This window comes from Chitinophaga varians (assembly GCF_014529945.1).
Lineage (GTDB): Bacteria > Bacteroidota > Bacteroidia > Chitinophagales > Chitinophagaceae > Chitinophaga > Chitinophaga varians.
In genome coordinates this window covers 217,813-236,121 of the sequence record NZ_JACVFB010000003.1, presented here as the reverse complement: position 1 = coordinate 236,121, position 18,309 = coordinate 217,813, and the positions used below count along the sequence as shown (strand labels likewise).

At 48.5% G+C, this 18,309-nt stretch carries 12 protein-coding genes; 9 read left to right on the top strand and 3 right to left on the bottom strand.

Features of this window, described 5'->3' with window-relative positions; all coding sequences use genetic code 11:
• Nucleotides 1-33 precede the first annotated feature (33 nt).
• The 4 genes from ICL55_RS15370 to ICL55_RS15355 all read left to right on the top strand — a co-directional run bounded on the left by ICL55_RS15370 (nt 34) and on the right by ICL55_RS15355 (nt 7,421).
• Entirely contained in the window at nt 34-3,489 is a 3,456-nt protein-coding gene (locus ICL55_RS15370) for a SusC/RagA family TonB-linked outer membrane protein (protein ID WP_188098755.1), read from the top strand.
• 17 nt (nt 3,490-3,506) lie between these two features.
• Nucleotides 3,507-4,868 carry a RagB/SusD family nutrient uptake outer membrane protein gene (locus ICL55_RS15365; RefSeq protein ID WP_188098753.1) on the top strand — a complete coding sequence of 454 codons (1,362 nt, stop codon included), beginning with the start codon at nt 3,507-3,509 and terminating at the stop codon, nt 4,866-4,868.
• 10 nt (nt 4,869-4,878) lie between these two features.
• A complete protein-coding gene (locus ICL55_RS15360) occupies nt 4,879-6,066 on the top strand; it encodes a TlpA disulfide reductase family protein (protein WP_188098750.1) in 1,188 nt (395 codons plus the stop codon).
• A gap of 104 nt (nt 6,067-6,170) precedes the next feature.
• Nucleotides 6,171-7,421 (top strand): hypothetical protein, encoded by a 1,251-nt coding sequence (locus tag ICL55_RS15355; protein WP_188098748.1) that lies wholly within the window; start codon nt 6,171-6,173, stop codon nt 7,419-7,421.
• Between the two features lie 7 nt (nt 7,422-7,428).
• Here ICL55_RS15355 and ICL55_RS15350 read toward each other — a convergent pair whose 3' ends face one another.
• Nucleotides 7,429-8,541, bottom strand: a complete 1,113-nt coding sequence (locus ICL55_RS15350; protein ID WP_188098746.1) for a phospholipase D-like domain-containing protein — start codon at nt 8,539-8,541, stop codon at nt 7,429-7,431.
• Nucleotides 8,542-8,910: 369 nt separating this feature from the next.
• Here ICL55_RS15350 and ICL55_RS15345 point away from each other — a divergent pair, with 369 nt between their 5' ends.
• The 5 genes from ICL55_RS15345 to ICL55_RS35085 all read left to right on the top strand — a co-directional run bounded on the left by ICL55_RS15345 (nt 8,911) and on the right by ICL55_RS35085 (nt 17,083).
• On the top strand, nt 8,911-9,507 hold the full coding sequence (locus tag ICL55_RS15345) for an RNA polymerase sigma factor (protein WP_188098744.1): 597 nt from the start codon (nt 8,911-8,913) through the stop codon (nt 9,505-9,507).
• 126 nt (nt 9,508-9,633) lie between these two features.
• The gene (locus ICL55_RS15340; RefSeq protein WP_188098742.1) at nt 9,634-10,662 is read left to right on the top strand and encodes a FecR domain-containing protein; all 1,029 of its coding nucleotides are present in this window, start codon (nt 9,634-9,636) and stop codon (nt 10,660-10,662) included.
• Nucleotides 10,663-10,695: 33 nt separating this feature from the next.
• Nucleotides 10,696-14,244, top strand: coding sequence for a SusC/RagA family TonB-linked outer membrane protein (locus tag ICL55_RS15335; protein ID WP_188098740.1), 3,549 nt, complete (start codon nt 10,696-10,698; stop codon nt 14,242-14,244).
• 11 nt (nt 14,245-14,255) lie between these two features.
• A complete protein-coding gene (locus tag ICL55_RS15330) occupies nt 14,256-15,578 on the top strand; it encodes a RagB/SusD family nutrient uptake outer membrane protein (RefSeq protein WP_188098738.1) in 1,323 nt (440 codons plus the stop codon).
• A gap of 23 nt (nt 15,579-15,601) precedes the next feature.
• On the top strand, nt 15,602-17,083 hold the full coding sequence (locus tag ICL55_RS35085; protein ID WP_223151466.1) for a TlpA family protein disulfide reductase: 1,482 nt from the start codon (nt 15,602-15,604) through the stop codon (nt 17,081-17,083).
• A 199-nt stretch (nt 17,084-17,282) separates the two neighbouring features.
• On the opposite strand, the gene ICL55_RS15320 is transcribed toward ICL55_RS35085, so the two are convergent.
• Both ICL55_RS15320 and ICL55_RS15315 read right to left on the bottom strand, forming a co-directional pair.
• Nucleotides 17,283-17,741 (bottom strand): RrF2 family transcriptional regulator, encoded by a 459-nt coding sequence (locus ICL55_RS15320; RefSeq protein ID WP_188098736.1) that lies wholly within the window; start codon nt 17,739-17,741, stop codon nt 17,283-17,285.
• Nucleotides 17,742-17,787: 46 nt separating this feature from the next.
• A complete protein-coding gene (locus ICL55_RS15315) occupies nt 17,788-18,219 on the bottom strand; it encodes a 6-pyruvoyl trahydropterin synthase family protein (RefSeq protein ID WP_223151464.1) in 432 nt (143 codons plus the stop codon).
• Nucleotides 18,220-18,309: the final 90 nt, after the last annotated feature.

The window sequence follows — 18,309 nt, the reverse complement described above, 5'->3', positions numbered from 1 at the left end:
ACGGAATTCAAAAATCAACCAAGCCTTATCACCATGAGGAGAGTATGCCTGTTGCTATTATTTGCCATGCATGTGCACCTGGGCCATGCCCAGATCTTACAGAAAACCATCAGCCTGTCGCTCGACCACCAGCCACTGTCAATGATATTGACCGAGGCCGGTAAACAGGCCGGATGTAAAATATCTTTCCCGGCAGATGAAGTGGCCGGTTGGAAAGACATGTCTATCCATTGTGCCGGTAAGTCGCTCGGCGATGCGCTGGCGCAGCTGCTACAGGACACAGACCTCGGATACAAAGCGCTGCCCAATGCGGTGGTAGTATTCAGAAAAGCGGCATCGCCGGCGTCGCGTCAGCAGGACCGTACCGTGATGCTGAAAGGTATCGTGAAAAATGAACAGGGCAGTCCGCTGCCTTATGTCACCATTGCTGTAGGCACTACCGGTGTGATGACCTCCGGCAACGGCGCCTATTTCCTCGGCAACGTGGCTACCAAAGCCATCGTGCGGGTTTCCTGCGTAGGCTATGAGCCCCGCACTTTCGTGGCGGAAGACCTGGCGGCCGTATCTGAAGTAGTGTTGAAGTTCGGACGCCACAGCCTCGGCGTGGTGGAAGTCAGCACTGCCTACCAGCGCATCCGCCCGGAACAGAGCACCGGCGCTATTGCCGCTATCGGCACCAAAGAGTATGAGTCCCGCATCAGCACCGATTTTTTGTCCGGCATCCAAAACAAACTGCCGGGAGTACTGATCAATAAAGACATGCAGTTTGAAGGCAACTCCCTGTTCCAGATCAGGGGACTGTCCACTATTTCGGCTAATAAACAGCCGCTGATCGTAGTGGATGGCTATCCTACAGAGCTGACGCTGGACGCCATCAACCCCAATGAAATCAAGTCCGTGACGGTGCTCAAAGATGCCGCTTCGGCTACTATCTACGGTGTGCGTGCCTCCAACGGGGTGATCATCATAGAACGTAAACAGGCTGAGATAGGTCGCACGAAGTTCGCTTTTCGTACTACCCTCGGCGTTACCGGCAAAGAGAAATACAATACCTACCGGCTGGCGCCCAGCACTGCCACACTGCAATACCTGCGTGATTCCTATAAAGATGGTGCTGACATCCCTTCGGATTGGACCACTTACCGCACTTCCTATAACTTTTATCAGCCTGGCTTCGATATCCTGCTCGATAAAAAAGCAGGTTATATCACACAATCCCAGCTGGAAGAACGTTTTGCAGCGATGGGGGCCTATAACAATGCTGCCGATTACAGCCGCCTGTTCCTGCGCTCGGCCATCAATCAGCAATATGACCTGAATCTCTCCGGCGGTACACAACAGGCGACTTATTACGTGTCTGCGAATTATACGCGCAATCGTTTTTCTAAAGTAAACAACAGTGATAGTAAGTTCCTGCTTTCCGGCCGGGCCAACTACAATTTCAACAAACGGCTGTCACTGGAATTAACGACCGATTATCTGGAGACAAAAAACCTGATGGCGCCGGTACCCGATTTTATGGGCGTATACGGTTACGAACGTTTCCAGAAACCCGACGGAAGCCCGGCTGCTATCTTCGCAGGCTCCAATATGAATCCGGTGTTTAACGACACCATTATTAAAAAGGGACTGTATGATAACATGAATTATCCCCTGGTTAATATGAATGAAGTCAATGACAGGAACAGGACAGTGAACAATAAGGTGATCGCTAACTTTAACTATCGTATCGGCCACGGATTCAGTTTCAAATTCGGCGGGATTTATGAGAACTCCCGCTCCGACCTGAAACACTATGCCAGTGAGAAATCCACCGAAGCGCGCCAGTACGTTAACGCCTATGCGGAACAAACGCCCACCGGTATTCTCTTCAATGTGCCGAAAGGCGGTTATATCAATCAGCAAAATATCAGCGCTATCAGCTATACGCTGAGGGCGCAGCTGGACTATAACAAAATTATTCAGGACCAGCATTCATTTAACGTGATTCTGGGTGCAGAAAACCGGAAGGTGGTGGCGGAATCTTCCACCAGCGCTACTTTTGGATATAACGATCAAACGTTGTTGCAGCAGCCGGTGGATTACAACAAGATACTGACCGGCTACTGGGTCTCCAATTTTGCCGGCCGAAATCCAACGTTGATTTATGAGAGGCTTTTTGGAAAGGCCTACCAGGAAGATCGTTATGTTTCCGGATATTTTAACGGCGTATATGCCTTCAGGGGTAAGTATTCGCTGACCGGCAGTGTACGCGTAGACCAGTCCAACCTGTTTGGCACCGACCCGCGTTTCCGTTACAAGCCGCTTTGGTCAGTAGGCGCCGCATGGAACCTCGACCAGGAGGCTTTTATGCAGCAGGCTACCTGGGTAGATGCACTCAAGCTCCGTGTGGCTTATGGCTTTAATGGAAATACTTCCAAGGCGAGCATTCCGCAGATCGTAGCGAAGTATGCCACCAACTTACGTACCTCACCTACCTCTACCTCGCTGAACCTGGCATCTATGGAGAATGCCGCGCTGCGATGGGAGCAGACCAAAAACTTCAATACCGGTCTGGACTTCCGTTTTTTGGGCCGCATTTATGGCAGTCTGGATTATTATCAGCGTAACAGCGTGGACCTGTTGGCCGATGCCCAGCTGGACCCCACCAAAGGCGCCAGCAGCGCTAAACTGAATGCCGCATCTATCCGTAACCAGGGCGTAGAGCTGAACCTGCATGCAGACTGGATCACCCGCAAGCGGTTCAACTGGAACACTGGTATCGCGCTCGCACGTAATACCAACAAAGTGCTGGACCTCTATGTAAATAATAAATTAAATTCCTATAGCTATCTGACCAATAACTATGTGGTGGGCTATCCGGCAGGAGCAGTGTTCAGCTACCGTTATGCAGGGCTCGATACCAATGGCCTGCCACAGATGTACAACCGCGCCGGAAAAATAAAATCTCCCGGCTACGCTGCACTGGATGAAGGTTTCAGCGACCTCGAATACAACGGTGCCGGTATTCCTACCATCACCGCTGGTATCAGCAACCGCTTCGACATCGGTAACTTCTATGTGTATTGCATGATCGATTATTATGGAGGATTTAAAACAAGGATACCGGCGCCTTACGTTAGCACAACCAGACCTTTGGCCGGCGCTGAAAATTATTTCCGGCAGAAAGGAGATGAACAACATACGGATGTGATGGGATTATATCCTTATTGGTTGTACAATGCTTACCATTCCTACGTATATGACTATGCCAATACACGGGTGGTTAACGGAGCGTATCTCGTGTTGCGTGATGTGACGGTGTCTTATAACTTCCGGAAACTACCAGCCATACAGCGGATGGGCTTTACCAACTTCGAGTTGAAATTACAGGCCTCCAACATCACTACCATCGGGCTCAATAAATACCACTATAGTATCGCCACCGGTAATTATGCCAGAAGATACCTGGTACCAACGTATACCATTGGGGTGTTCACCAATTTCTAATGTTTTAACAGTAACATATGCGCAACAAATGGATGATAGGCGGACTGGCTGTGCTGTTTACAACAGCCATTTCCTGCAAAAAATATCTTGATATAGAACCTGTCGGAAAAACTATTCTGACCAATGTGAGCGATTACGATTTGTTTCTGAATAGTCAGGACCTTACCGCCAGCGGGGCGCGGGAACTGAACCTGCTGGCCGACGACGTAGATGTAACTACGATACCCAATACACCAGACAGAGTGGAAGACCTGGTTTATCTGTGGAATGCCCAATATTCCACAGACACTAAAGTGCCGCCGGCTTTCTGGGGAAAACATTATGGTAATATCTATCGCTTCAATGCCGTGCTGGTGGGCATCGACAGAGCTGGTAACGGCACCGACCGGGACAAGCGGCGTATCAAAGCCGAAGCTTTGCTGGGAAGGGCTTTCGAATATCTCTATCTGGTAAACCTCTACGCTAAACCATACAACGCTGCTACCGCCGCCAAAGATCTGGCCGTCCCTTTTGTCACCTCTGTGGATATCTCTGACGCCACGCCGCCGCGCAGCACCGTGGCGGAAATGTATGATCATATCATCAGTGATATCAACGCAGCTATTCCGGATTTGCCGGCGAACAACGCCACTAACCGTTTTCGGGGCGCTGTAACAGCCGCCAACAGCGTATTGGCACGGGCTTATCTTTATACCGGCCGCTACGAAGAGGCCGCGAAGTATGCCCGGTTGGCAATGGGCGACAATCCACCTGCCATACTGGATTACAATACCATCGCCAATAAATCCGCTATCCCCAATATGGCGGTCCGGCCGTTCGATATTTATGCACGTTATTCCACCAACGCCTCTCTGAAGGAATACCCTACCATTGCTTTTCTGAAGATGTTTGATGTGAATGATCTGCGGCTGAAGTTATTTTATGAAAACACCGGTGATTACACGTATCCCAAACGGGGCGTCGTGGCCTTTAATCCCAGTGGCGCCGTCTCCAATTTCGGTACTTCTGTAGAAGAAATGAAGCTGATCATCGCTGAAGCGGCCGCCCGTGGCGGCAGATTACCGGAAGCGCTGGTACAGGTGAATGATATCCGCAAATGCCGTATCAAAAAGGATGTCTACCAGCCACTGTCCTCCACCGATGCGACGGAAGTGATGGGCTTCGTGATGCGGGAACGCCGGTTTGAACTGGCTTATAAAGGCCTTCGCTGGATAGATATGCGCCGCCTCGATGCAGAAAACAACATGCCGGCCATATATCGGTACAATGCCAATAATGAAGCCATCGCCACGCTGATGCCTCATGGCGCCCGTTATACTTTACAGATACCTTTAGCCGTTTTACAGTTCAACCCGGATATGCCGCGGAATGATGACTAAAATATAAATCATGACAAAAACAATCATCTTCGGTGCAGCATTGCTGAGCGCCATTTCCGTGCAGGCGCAAACGTTCACCCTCAAAGGAACGCTGGCTAAAAATACCCTGGCCGTGAATTCGTATATCTACCTGCGTTATGAACAGCAGGGAAAAACGGTACTCGACAGCTGCCGTCTGCAACAACAGGCTTATCATTTTCAGGGAACAGCGGATTATCCAAAGGAAGCCACGCTGTTCCTGAAAGTGAGCGGCAAAGATGCCGAATACTACCGGCAAACCCGTCTGCTGAAGCCTTATGAACGCAATTTCTACCTCGATGCAGCCAACATGACCGCCAGGGCTGATGGGGAGCTGCGGGAAACAACCATTACCGGCGGCGCTGCCGAGGCCGACCGGCAAGCCATAGAAGCGGAATTGTCCGCCATTTACCAACGGGGCGAAAAAGCATACGGCGCGAAACGGGAGGCGGCGTATAAAAACAAGGACAGCGTGGCCATCGCGGAGGTAACACGCCTTTCCTATAAGAACGATGCCGAGCGGGAAGCGGCCAAGCTCCGGTTTATGCAGGAGCACCCGCATACGGGAATGATGCTGAAACTGCTAAACGAATACACCCGGACAAAAATTGATCCCACGGTGATTGGACCGCTATACGAAGGCATGTTGCCGTCCTTAAAAGCATCTCCCGAAGGGGTAGCTTATGGTCAACGGCTGGCCAAAGCCCGGGAAATAGCACCCGGCATGCCGGCGCCCGCAGTGGCCCTGAAAGACCGCCAGGATAACCTGATCACGCTGGCATCCCTCAAAGGGAAAGTGGTGCTGCTCGATTTCTGGGGCAGCTGGTGTTATCCCTGCCGCATGAGCCATCCGCACCTGCGCGAAGCGTATGCCCGCTACAAAGACGCCGGATTTGAAATCCTGGGCGTGTCCAACGAGCGGGGAGATGCCGCTAAATGGAAAGAAAGCTGGACCAAAGCCATGGACGCCGACCAGATGACCTGGCTCAATGTCCTCAATACCGCCGCCAGTACCGATAAAGACAAAGGGGTGCTGGACGCTTACGATGTAAAAGCTTTCCCTACCAAAATACTGATCGACCGTGAAGGCAGGATTGTGGTAAAGCTGGTGGGCAACAGCGAAAGCAGCCGGGAAGCACTGGATACAGCGCTGGAACGCTTGCTGGGCAAAGGAAAATAATATTGTTTTTGGCGGCTGCCATATAGCAGTCGCCAAAATTTTTATTTTATAAAAGATGTTTTTGTCTTTATTGTACATTTGCTCCGGAAAAAAAATGCTGGCCTATGAAGCGTGCAAACACCGGGGACACGGAGCGGAAATGGATCACGATCGCCCTGATCAATCTGATGATCGTGGCCTTACTGGGATTATTATTACGGACAAACACCCTGTTTCCTTTACCGGGATTTAATTTTGGCAACTGGTTGTTTGCCCATACCCATTTCGCCTTCGGCGGATGGATAACCCTTTGTTTATTTACCCTGTTGACCTACCGGTTGTTACCGCCCGAATACAGCGGCAAACGTATATATCCCCGTTTACTGGCCGGTGTATTCATTACCTCGGTGGGCATGTTGATCAGTTTCCCTTTTCAGGGGTACGCCCTTTTCTCCATTATTTTTTCCACGTTGTTTATTGTCTGTACCTGGCTGTTTGAATGGGTATTTATCCGCGACCTGTTGAAAGCCGGCGTGGAGAGGTCTGTCGCCCTGCTGGCCACAGGCTCGCTGGTATCGTTGGCATTATCGGCCGTAGGGCCTTTTTACCTGGCTTATCTGATGACGCAACATCAGAAAGATACCATCCTGTACCACGATGCCGTATATACGTACCTGCATCTGCAATACAACGGGTTTTTCACATTGGCGGTGTTTGCGCTTTTCTGTCATCATCTGGGACCGGCAACCGCAGAGAAAATCCGTTATCGTTTTGCGGTGGTGTTATGCGCCGCGGTGCTGCCTACGCTGTTTCTCTCTTATCTCTGGCATCAGCCGCCGGTAGGTATCCGGGTGATGGCTGGCATAGGCAGTACGCTGTTGTTACTTGTGCTGGCCCGTTTTGCGGAACTGGCCCGTTCTGTAAAATCGGAGTTATATGGTGTGAACCCCCTCGCTCATCGTATTGGCGCATTGGCGCTGGTCGCTTTTGCGCTGAAAACCATTGCTCAGCTGCTGACGGTTTTCCCGGCTATCGGAGATGTCGTCTGTACCAATCGCCCGGTAATTATCATGTACCTGCATCTGGTGATGCTGGGCTTCGTGACGCTCTATATTTTTGCCCAGCTACTGTACGCTGGTTATTTTACGTCGCTAAAAGTGCTGGCCGGACTGGGAATGATCGTGTTCACCCTTGCCATGGTTTTGAATGAGGTACTGCTGTTGATACAGGGAATGTTTAATATTGCTGCGGAAGTATACCCGTGGGGGTTATGGCTGGCGGCTGCCGGCTTACTGGCAGGAACGGGCATGGTGGCGCTGGCGGCTGTGCGGTATTTCTTAAGGAAGGCGGATCTACCATATCGCAGCCATAGTTGAGGCTTTATCATGTATTATCACTACCTTCTAAGTATAAATAATAGTCTAATACGGTAAGGTTCCTGATGCCGGTCTCTATACAAACCTGTTTAAGAAATTTGCAGGTGATTTTATATTTTTCTCCTGCGGTTAGTCCACGGGGTAGCTGTATTCCATATATTCTCAATGTTGTTTCACTTTTATTGTTTTTTACGAAATATAGATCTGGTCTATGGGCGGCGAGAATTTTTGAAATAAATGCTTTGCCAACTCCGTCAACTTTTAAATCACCTGTAAGAACCCTGTTATACCGTTGGGCAATGTCAATATTTTCATCACACAAATACTTTAAAAGCCTTTTTAATTGCGTTATATTTCTCATAACTATTGGACGGGAAATGGCTATTAAATGTCCTAATTCCCAAATAGAAAAATATTTCTCAAGGTCAATGTTTTGATAGTTAGGATAGTCAAGGCTATCTCTCAATTCTGTTACAGCATGCCGCCTCTCTCTGACAATTTTTCCATAGTCCTCTTCACTTCGATACCGTATTAATTTTTCTATAAACTGGGTTTTCTTTGAAAGAGTGACTTCAAATTCCTTGTTTAAAATTTGTTTTTCCTCAGTTGAAATTTTCTCCTCTCTTTTCTTTCGATCCAACCTTTTGGCATATTGGACCTCATATCGTTTTATGAAGGAGTCGGTAAGAGGTTGACCAGACTTAACATGTTCTTCAAACCATTGGAGCAACTGTTTACCAACTATTTGATCCCTTGTGTGTGTTGTTAGCTCAATATTATTATTAAATCCCCCATTAGTACAATTGGCTGAACCCACAAATGCTGAAAATTTTCCCTTACTCTTTATCAGGTAAAGTTTTGGATGAAAGTACTCTCTTTGGGTATAAAGCTGAACACTCAGATCAGATTTAAATTGCAGCTTGTTGAGTTTTGCCAAAGCCTTCGGGTCAGTTGGTAGGTCAAAACCTATTAAATAGTTTTGTTTGCAGGACGGTCTTAAATTGTTAAGAATAAAATTAAGTCCATCTGCACTCATAAGCGCTACTGCAACCCAAATTTCGTCTGCAGTCTTTATTTCACTGCGTAAGTTCTCGGAAAGCTTAGTCAATATTGTAGTCATCGAAAATTATTAACCTGAAAAATAAAAAACTCAATATGACACCTTAATTGTTGACCAAATTGGTTTTTCGGAAATTACTCCATTTTTACGGGTAAAAAAGTGTTTGTTATAACAGTTCCGAACGCTGTTTATCATAAGTATAGCACAACGATGCCTAAAGGATATCCTTGTAAATGATTGAAAATCTTACAGATAGACGTATTTTGAAATGTTGAATATGAATCCTGGTGCTCTACTTCTAATACCCATTTTCACTTCCTTCTCAAACTTTCCCTCACATCATGTAAATTCGCCATGTCCATTTGACCATTTCCTGCCAAATGCGGAAGCCGGCCGCAATGAGACACCTTTATTAATGACCCGCTTATCATGAATGAACTGGCAGCTAAACCTATAACGTGGTGGAAATCTTTTCTGGGAGGGGATAAAGACGCTTTGTCGGCCCTCTACCGGTATTATTTCCCGGTGCTGTATGAGTATGGGGTGCGGTTGCACGACCAGGAGGAGTTGGTGAAAGACTGTATCCAGGACCTGTTTGTGAAGCTGTGGACGAACCGCAGCACTATACAGGAAGCCCGGGACCCCCGTCTGTATCTGCTGATAGCCCTTCGGGGAGGTATCTATAATAAACTGAGGCCGGCAGGTGTCCGTAGGGTGATACCGTATGAGGCGCACCATGATTTCCGGCTGACTTTCTCCGCCGAATCGGCCTATGTGAAAAAAGAGGCGGCGGGGTTACGGTCCAAACAGCTGTTGCAGGCCCTGGAAAAACTAAGCGCCCGTCAGAAGGAGATTATTTACCTGCGCTTCTATGAGGAAATGGAATACGAGGACATCGCGGCTATCATGGGAATCACCGTTAAAGCGGCCTATAAACTATATGCCCGTGCGCTCGACGCGCTGCGGGGACTGCTGAACATATCCATGTCTGCCTTGCTGGTGTTGCTGGCACAGCATAAAGGCTGACCATCCTTTGTCTCCTTTTCCCCACGGTCTGAAAAAAATAAAAAAACTTTAAAAAGCGTGGGGTGTTTTCTACTGTTGTGGCTGTCCTATATGTCTGGTATGTCAAAAAATTAAAAGAGAAAGGTATTGGACTATCATCAATTTGATAAGAACGACTTCCTGGAAGACGCCTCCCTGCTGGCTTACGTAAAGGGAGAAGACCCCGTCGTGATGCGCTTTTGGGAGGATTGGATACAGCAGCAACCGCCTAATATCCAGGAGTTCAGAAAGGCCATGTTCCTGTTGCGCCACCTGTTGTCCGCCGAAAGGGTGAGTGCCCGGCCGGGAACGGAGCAGGAGGTGTGGGACCGTATTGCGCAGTCGATAGATACCGCCGACGCTACGCCGGTGCGCCGCATCGGGCTGCGCAGATGGGTGGCCGCTGCGGCGATATGCCTGTTGCTGATCGGCGCCGGGGCAGCCTACTACGTGTACCGCTATACTGCTACCCAAACGGTGTATGCGGCTTATGGCACCAAAAAACAGGTGGTGCTGGAAGATGCTTCCGTGGTTACGCTGAATGGCAACTCCAGTCTTCGTTATGCCCGCCACTGGCGGAAAAACAGCGTGCGGGAGGTATGGCTCGATGGGGAAGCCTACTTTGAGGTACAGCACCTGAAAAAAGACAATCTCCCACTGAAAGCCGGCGAACGTTTCCTCGTACATATTGGTCAACTGGACGTCGAAGTACTCGGTACTACCTTTAATGTAAAAGACCGTCGCGGGATAACGACCGTATTCCTGAAAGACGGAGCGGTGAAAGTGGGTGCCAACAAGGCAAACGGCCTGGTGATGAAACCCGGGGAGGAAACGGAATACCACCAGCGGGAGCGCCTGCTCATCAAACATCCCGGTGATGCGGAGGCCGCAGCTGCCTGGATGGACAACAAAATGGTGTTGCATAATACGGCGGTGAAAGACATCATACAGGTACTGGAAGATACCTATGGCTATAAGGTGGTCCTGACGGATACCACTGTGGCCGACCGGAAAATCAATGGAGTGCTGCCATTAAAGAATACTGAAACATTATTGTATATACTGTCCAATATGCTGGATGTGGAGATAGACGTCCATCAGACAGACAGTACACTGCTGGTCAGGCCAGGTAAATAGTATTGTAGAAAAAACGTTAACCATTCCCTTTCGATGAGAAAAATGCTACCTTTTTGTAGTTTCCTGCTGTTGCTGTCACTGATCTCGTGGTGTGCCGCGGCGCAAAAAAAGATGTCGCTGATCGAGGCGCTGGACAAGGTGTCAGCTGTTCTTGGCACCCGTTTCGTATATGAAGCGTCCCTGCTGGCCAACAAAACTACCACGGCCGATCTTACAGACCTGAAAAATAAACCGGTAGAGGAGGTGCTCAAATCCATCCTCTATCCCCATGATTTGCTGTTCCTCTATGTGGATAAAAACCATTATACCATTGTGGCACGTAAGACCACCAAGCCCGGTAATCCGGAACAGCTGCAGCCGGCGGATGATACCCCTTTCCCTGGCGATGCTATGCGGCTGATACGGGGCAAGGTGTTGAGCAACTACAACGAGCCGCTGGCGGGTGTTACACTCAGGGCCGGCCACTATGCCGCGGCCACCAACAACGAGGGCGATTTTACGCTGAGAGTAAGCCCGCAGGAAACAGTCCTGGATGCAACTGCCATCGGCTGGCAACCGGTGCACATCGACATCTCCCGAAAAAACGGATCGTGGTACCCCATTACCATGCAGGCTTCTACCAGCCTGCTGAAAGAGATCGCCATCGTATCTACCGGCTATCAGAAAATTGAAAAATCACAACTCTCCGGAGCAGCCACCGCCATGTCTGCGAAGGATTATGATCAACGTGTAGCCGTTACCGGTAACTTCCTGGAAAACCTGGAAGGTAAAATGCCGGGACTGGTGTACAACAGCATCTCCCGTGACCTGTCTATCCGCGGCGTATCCACATTCGATGCGGTCAAACGCCCGCTAATAGTGGTAGACGGATTTCCGACCGAGATAGATATCAGCACCATCAACCCTAATGATATCATCTCGGTATCGGTGCTGCGCGATGCGGCAGCAGCGGCTATCTACGGAGTACAGGCATCTAATGGTGTCATTGTTATAGAAACCAAGAGGGGCAAAAGCGGCAAACCGGTTTTTAGCCTGCGTGCGACTTATGCTATGCAGGCTAAACCGGATTTCGGATATATGCACTATATCGGATCGGAGGAATACGTACAGCTGATGAAAGATCGCGTGGAACAGACCGGCTTTAATCGCAGGAACGTTATTAATGGGGCGCCGATTGATCCGGTATATGATATGCTGTTTCAGGTGCAGGAAGGTACTGTAACTGCCGAAGAGGGTAACCGCCGTATTGCGGCCATCGCCAGCTACAATAATCTGGCAGATTACAAACGCCTCTTTTATCAGACAAGAACTGCTCGCCAGATAGACTTCGATGTAAGCGGCGGTAGTGAAAAAAGTACCTATCTGCTTGGTATCAACTATCTGGGCGAAACACCGGTGGAAAGACGCTCCGACAATCAGCGCTTTGTTCTGAACTTCGCTAATACCTATAAATTTTCTGATCGTTTTTCATTCGATTTTCGGGCGGTATATAACAACAGTGTTAACAAAAGTGGGGAAGTAGCCCCCTACACGCATGTGCAGCCATTTCAACGGTTGGCTGATGAACAGGGAAACCCAGTAGCCTCCGTGTACGGACCTCGCCGGAACAGCCTTTTAGCCACCACCGTTGCTGACAATGAGAAAATAAAAGCTTTGGGCCTGTATGATCAGTTGTATTATCCTTACGGCGAGTTGTTTGCCAATACACATAAGGTCAACCTGTCTGCGCTACGGCTGCAGGGACGCCTCAATACAGTGCTCACCAACTGGCTCTCACTGGACCTGGGCGGTGCATATGAAAACCAGCTGGCGACTACCAGTGTATTAAATACAGATGATGCTTACGCCGTTCGCCGGTTGATCAACACCCGGGCAAAGAAAGATCAGTTTACCGGAAAACCGCTGTTCATCGATATTCCACAAGGAGATATCTACACACAGGATAATGTCAGAGGCATTGCCTATACAGTACGTGCCCAGCTGAATGTAAACAAAGACTTTGGCAACAACAGACATAATATCTCCGCTATCGCTGGTATCGAACAACGGCAACGGACCGAATCAGGCATCAAAAATTCTTACTTTGGTTATGACGGCCAGTCATTGATCAACAAACCCATTAATGTACAGGCGCTGAGCTCCTGGATTGTGCCGGCTTTCCGGGAAACCGGCCGGACGGCTTCCACTTTCTTTCCGGAAGATTATTTCAAAGAAACCAGCCTCGACAGAAGGTTCATATCGTACTATGCGCAGGCTACCTACATCTATCTCAATAAATATATCGCTACCGGCAGTTTCCGTATTGATCAATCCAACTTGTTTGGTGCTGACCCGGCCTACAAAAATAAACCGCTGTGGTCTGCCGGCGCCAGCTGGCGCATGCACGAAGAAAACTTCCTTAAATCCGTCAGCTGGCTCAATAATCTTCAGTTACGTGTAGCCACCGGCTTTAATGGTAACGTTCCTTCCAGTACCAGTGGCCCGTTTTTGTTGTTGTTCACAGGCATCAACGCGGTGCCTGCGGAAGCCGTAACTTACAACGATGTATTGTCGCCGGAAAACCAGTCCCTTCGCTGGGAGACCACCCGTAATTTCAACGTGGGCCTCGACTATGCACTGTTCAATAACCGTATTTCAGGATCTGTGGATATCTACCGTAAAAAAACAGCAGATGTGTTTGGCGCTGCGTCTGCCGATCCCACCACAGGGTTTAATACCTATAACGCCAATACAGCGTCTATCAGCAACGATGGCCTGGAACTGATGATAAACAGTATCAACATCAAAAAACGGCATTTCAACTGGCAGACACAGTTGACCGCCTCTTTCAATCGTAACAAGGTATTGAAAGTGATGGCTGATGAAAGGGAGGCTTCTGTTGATTTGGTGGCCGGAATGCAGTTACGGGAAGGATATCCGATCAATCCCTTGTTCAGCTACCGTTACGGCGGACTCAATGGACTGGGGCAGCCGTTTGTATATAACCGCAACCAGGAGGAGAAAGTGATGAACACATCAGGCGATAATATTGTGGATGTACGTTTTGATGATTTGGTATTCAGCGGTACTACGACGCCGAAATATGCGCTGGGTTTGAATAATCAGTTTACGCTGGGCGACTTCGATCTTTCCTTTCTCTTTATGTACTATGGGGGCCATGTGATGAGAGTAAAGCCGCCTTCCCCCTATGAGGTGGTGTTAGGGTATCCGTTGCCGGGGGCCTCCAACTTCTGGAAAAAGCCCGGTGATGAAAACCATACCGTGATACCGGGTTTTCCCAAAATCAACCAACCCGGTGAGTTCAACTATACTGCCTTGTATGGTTATACCTATGCCGATCGGTTTGTCCGTAAGGCTGACTACATCCGGCTTCGCGATCTGATACTGACCTATAACATTAAATCCGCTTTCCTGCAGCGAAGTGGATTAAGCCGTACCCAGCTGCGGCTACAGGCGCAGAATATGTTTCGCTATACTTTCAGCGGAAATGATATCGACCCGGAGGCCATCGACCGGGAGACAGGCGTCCGCAGCCTGCCGGTGGAACCATTTTATAGCTTTTCTTTTTACACTAACTTCTAATACTGTTGATGATGAAGAAAATATGGATCATAGTATTGATAACAGTATGTTGCTCATGCAATAAATTTCTGGAAGTAAAACCCAAAGGGGTGGTCATACCGGAAAAACTGGCCGATTTTGAAGGGCTGCTGAATTCACAAAGGATGATACTCAGTTTCCCGGAGGCACTGATGTATTGCACCGACGATTATTATGGCGTATACAACGTACAGGAAAAAAGTATGCAGGCCAATGCCTATTACTGGCGATCTGATATTGATATCAATGACCAGGTAAGCCCCGCCATATGGGGAAGCGGTTATGAAATTATTTATCGGGCCAATGTGATTATCAATAACGTGATGAAAGCTACGGAGAGCAATGAGCAGCAGCGCCGGCAGCTATTGGGAGAAGGGATGGCGGCCAGGGCCGAGGCTTATTTTAACTTGCTGACCGCTTTTGCCAAAGCATACAACCCCGCCACCGCCCAAAGTGATCCGGGCCTGCCGCTGGTAACCAGTACAAATGTAACCACACAGGTCCCCCAGCGCTCTTCGCTGCAAACAACACTCGATTCTGTTATCCACGATCTGCAATTGGCGGTTACCATGTTACCGGAACAGAATATTAACCGTTTTCGCTGTACTAAATATGCAGCCTGCGGTATGTTATCACGAATCTATCTGTATATTGGCAACTATGGGGAAGCGGACCGGTTTGCCGACAGCGCCCTCAAAGCAAGACACGAACTGCTGGATTACAATAATTTTCAAAGCTGGGAGGATTTTCCCGTGACTGATTTTAATCCTGAAATTTTGTGGCAACGGGGTACTGATAATTATATGTTGCCAGGCAGTATGTTATATGCGGACACCTTGAAAAGTTTGTTTCAGGAAGGAGACCTGCGATATAGTTACCTGACCGACAACACTTCGGACGGAATCATGAGGGCAACTACCGCTGGTGCAGCTAACTTCGGCATTACCTTCCCGGAATTATACCTGACCCGGGCGGAAGTAGCAGCCAGAAAAGGAAATATTCCCGCTGCCATGGATTTCGTAAATTTCCTTCGGAAAGCCCGCTTTGAAAAAGACACCTATACGCCTACTTCCGCTGCCACACAGGAAGAAGCGCTCGACATTGTGCTGGCAGAGCGGCGCCGTGAACTGGCCTTCGGAGGCCAGCGCTGGATGGATATGAAACGCCTTGACCGTGACGGCAGAATGCCGGCGATCAAACGGGTGAACAGGGAAACAGGCGCGGTGATCACCGTCCTCGAACCTAACAGCAGACACTATACGTTTCAGATACCGGCGCGCGTTAGGAAATTTAATCCGGATATGTCTATCAACTAACCTAAGTCAATAAAACGCCATTTATGAAACCTTGGTTAAGAAACACTGTACTGAGCATGGCCGCCACTGCTGCGGCTTTTCCTGCTTTCAGTCAGTCAAAAATCAGCGGTAAACTATTGCCCGGTCAGGAAACAAGCCTAAAATTTACGCAGCCGGGAATGGAAACATTAGAAGTACCGGTAGATAAGGCCGGCAATTTTTCGTTTGCCACCGGGAAGCTGCCCAAAGGCATCTATCAGCTCGAAGAGATCGGCCAGGTCTATCTCGAACCCGGCTACGCGCTCGAAATCACTCCGGAAGGCGGAGATTACCGCTTTAAAGGAAAAGGCAGTACGGAGAATAATTTGATCAGGGACGCAGGGAGCCAGCTGAAAGACTATGTGCCCATGAGCAAAGGGGACTATCTCTACTCCTTTTATATGTTGAGCCTGCCTGAATTCCGGCAGAAAATGAATGCCTGGCAACAAGCTGCGGCTAAAACGATGGAAAAATCAGGCAACCCTTATTTTATCGGACTGCAAAAGGCTGCCGTAAATTTCCGGATAAAAACCATCACACAGGACTGGTGGATCAACTACGGGGTAGATTCTGTAAAACGTATCGCGTTTCAAAAACTGCTGGAAATACCGCCTAATCCAAAAGACACGATGGCCCATGTGAAGTTCAGAAAAGCTTTCGATGAAATGCATCTGAAAAAACTGACCAAAGAAGAGAAAAAAGAACTCGATTCGATGATGTATGAAGGTTGGGACATGAACAACGAAGAATGGTTCCGCAATGTGGCTTCCTACCGTGATGTGCTCGACGGCAAGATTACCAACATCATGTACGCCGATTACCAGAAGGAGTTGATGGCCGGTAGAGAGATGGCTGTGCTGAAGGCGAGAGTGGTAGACACTAAAATTACTTCCCCCTTCATCCGTGAGTACTATCAATATGTTCAGGCATCCAGCGTTATCAAAATGAGCGACGATGACATCGAAATAGATACGGTGTATAAAAAATTTATCGCGCAGTCGAACAATGAGGTCTACAAAAAAAGTGTCAGCAACATATATAAGAACTTCAAAAAATATGGTGATAACCAACTGGCGCCAGACTTTGAGTTTGAAAACAACCATGGCGCGAAAGTGAAGCTGAGCAGCCTGAAAGGGAAATACGTCTACATCGATGTATGGGCCACCTGGTGCGGCCCCTGCAAAAGGGAAATCCCCTTTTTGACCTCCATCGAGGAAAAGTTTGCCGGGAAAAACATACACTTCATCAGCCTGTCGGTAGACAGACAGTCTGATAAAGGAAAGTGGCTGGATTTTGTGAAGGAAAAACAATTAAAAGGTGAACAATTGATCACTGATGACGACTTCAATTCTGACTTCATCAAAAACTTTAACATCAATGCTATCCCCAGGTTCATATTGATAGGGCCGGACGGGAAAATTGTTTCGGCCAGAGCGAAGCGGCCTTCAGACCCAAAACTGGAAGAACAACTCAGTAGTTTGCTATAATAGTGTACGGGGCCGCAACGATGAGCGGCCCCTGTTTTTTTAAATATCTTTCTTTCTGAAAATCCTCACCGCCAATATCAGTGGAATAACCATCCGGCACAACATACAGGCGGCGGTATAAATGGTCCCTGTGGCAGACCCCATAAATTTTTTAAACAATGCTGGGCACAAAAAATATATGGCTTGGGAAACGAGTGGGTTAACAAGGTTTGCGGACGCCTTTCAGGTTGTCAATAAAATAATTGCCTTTATTGAATTCTTCTACCAGCTGCTGGATAGATGTTTTTTCGAACATCTGTTTCAGCTGTTTTTTAATGTCTTTGTATTGGGTGTGCATGGGGCAGGGCCTTGTTTCGGAGCATTCTTTGAGGCCCAGTACACACTTGGTGATCACGTTCGCTTCTTCCACTGCTTCCAGGATCGCTTTTACCGGCAGTTTCCGGGCGCGGTCTGTCAGGAAAAAACCACCATTGGGGCCACGTACGGAACTGATCACACGGTTGTTTTGTGTGAGCAGCTGTAGTATCTTGGCCGTAAACGATTTGGGAGAATCAATGCCTTTGGCTATTTCTTCGATACCCAGCTTATCGTCTTCCGACCCTTTCAACGCAATGTATATGGTTGCCCTCAGGGCGTATTCAGCAGTTTTCGACAGCATAAGATCAATTCATGACGTTGCAAGATAGTAAGAAATGAGGTACCGGTCAAACCGCCGGCACCCATTCCGCGTAGGAATCACTGGTCTCATAGAGACGCAGGCCCGCCAACACTACCTCTTCGGGCAATGCAGCCCGCAACACCCGCTGCATATACAAGACCATGTTTTCCGCTGAAGGCTCCATGTCCCATACCCACAGGTTGTCCTGTGTGCCGCAACCAGGATGCGCCTGCATATAGGCGGCCGACAAGATCAGGCGGTGATCGAAATGCTGCACAATGGTTTGTTGCACCAACTCCTTGATTACCTTAAAATCCACCAGTATCCCCGGTGCCGGCAGATAGTCTTCACTACTGCTCCGGCCTCGTACCGTTACATGTAACTTATAGGAATGCCCATGAATGTTTTTGCATTTTCCATTATACGCGTGTAAGGCATGCGCCGTTTCAAAACTGAATATTTTCGTCAGTTGTAACATATCTCCCGTCTGTTGTTTGTAATGAATTGACCAAAGGTACATTTAAAAAAGGATATTTGTGTCCTTTTTTACTAATATTGCTGCCTGAAA

Excerpts from the sequence above, each read along its gene's own strand:
- ICL55_RS15370 (WP_188098755.1), top strand. The coding sequence starts at position 34 with ATGAGGAGAGTATGCCTGTTGCTATTATTTGCCATGCATGTGCACCTG.
- ICL55_RS15365 (WP_188098753.1), top strand. The coding sequence starts at position 3,507 with ATGCGCAACAAATGGATGATAGGCGGACTGGCTGTGCTGTTTACAACA.
- ICL55_RS15360 (WP_188098750.1), top strand. The coding sequence starts at position 4,879 with ATGACAAAAACAATCATCTTCGGTGCAGCATTGCTGAGCGCCATTTCC.
- ICL55_RS15355 (WP_188098748.1), top strand. The coding sequence starts at position 6,171 with ATGAAGCGTGCAAACACCGGGGACACGGAGCGGAAATGGATCACGATC.
- ICL55_RS15350 (WP_188098746.1), bottom strand. The coding sequence starts at position 8,541 with ATGACTACAATATTGACTAAGCTTTCCGAGAACTTACGCAGTGAAATA.
- ICL55_RS15345 (WP_188098744.1), top strand. The coding sequence starts at position 8,911 with ATGAATGAACTGGCAGCTAAACCTATAACGTGGTGGAAATCTTTTCTG.
- ICL55_RS15335 (WP_188098740.1), top strand. The coding sequence starts at position 10,696 with ATGAGAAAAATGCTACCTTTTTGTAGTTTCCTGCTGTTGCTGTCACTG.
- ICL55_RS15330 (WP_188098738.1), top strand. The coding sequence starts at position 14,256 with ATGAAGAAAATATGGATCATAGTATTGATAACAGTATGTTGCTCATGC.
- ICL55_RS35085 (WP_223151466.1), top strand. The coding sequence starts at position 15,602 with ATGAAACCTTGGTTAAGAAACACTGTACTGAGCATGGCCGCCACTGCT.
- ICL55_RS15320 (WP_188098736.1), bottom strand. The coding sequence starts at position 17,741 with ATGCTGTCGAAAACTGCTGAATACGCCCTGAGGGCAACCATATACATT.
- ICL55_RS15315 (WP_223151464.1), bottom strand. The coding sequence starts at position 18,219 with ATGTTACAACTGACGAAAATATTCAGTTTTGAAACGGCGCATGCCTTA.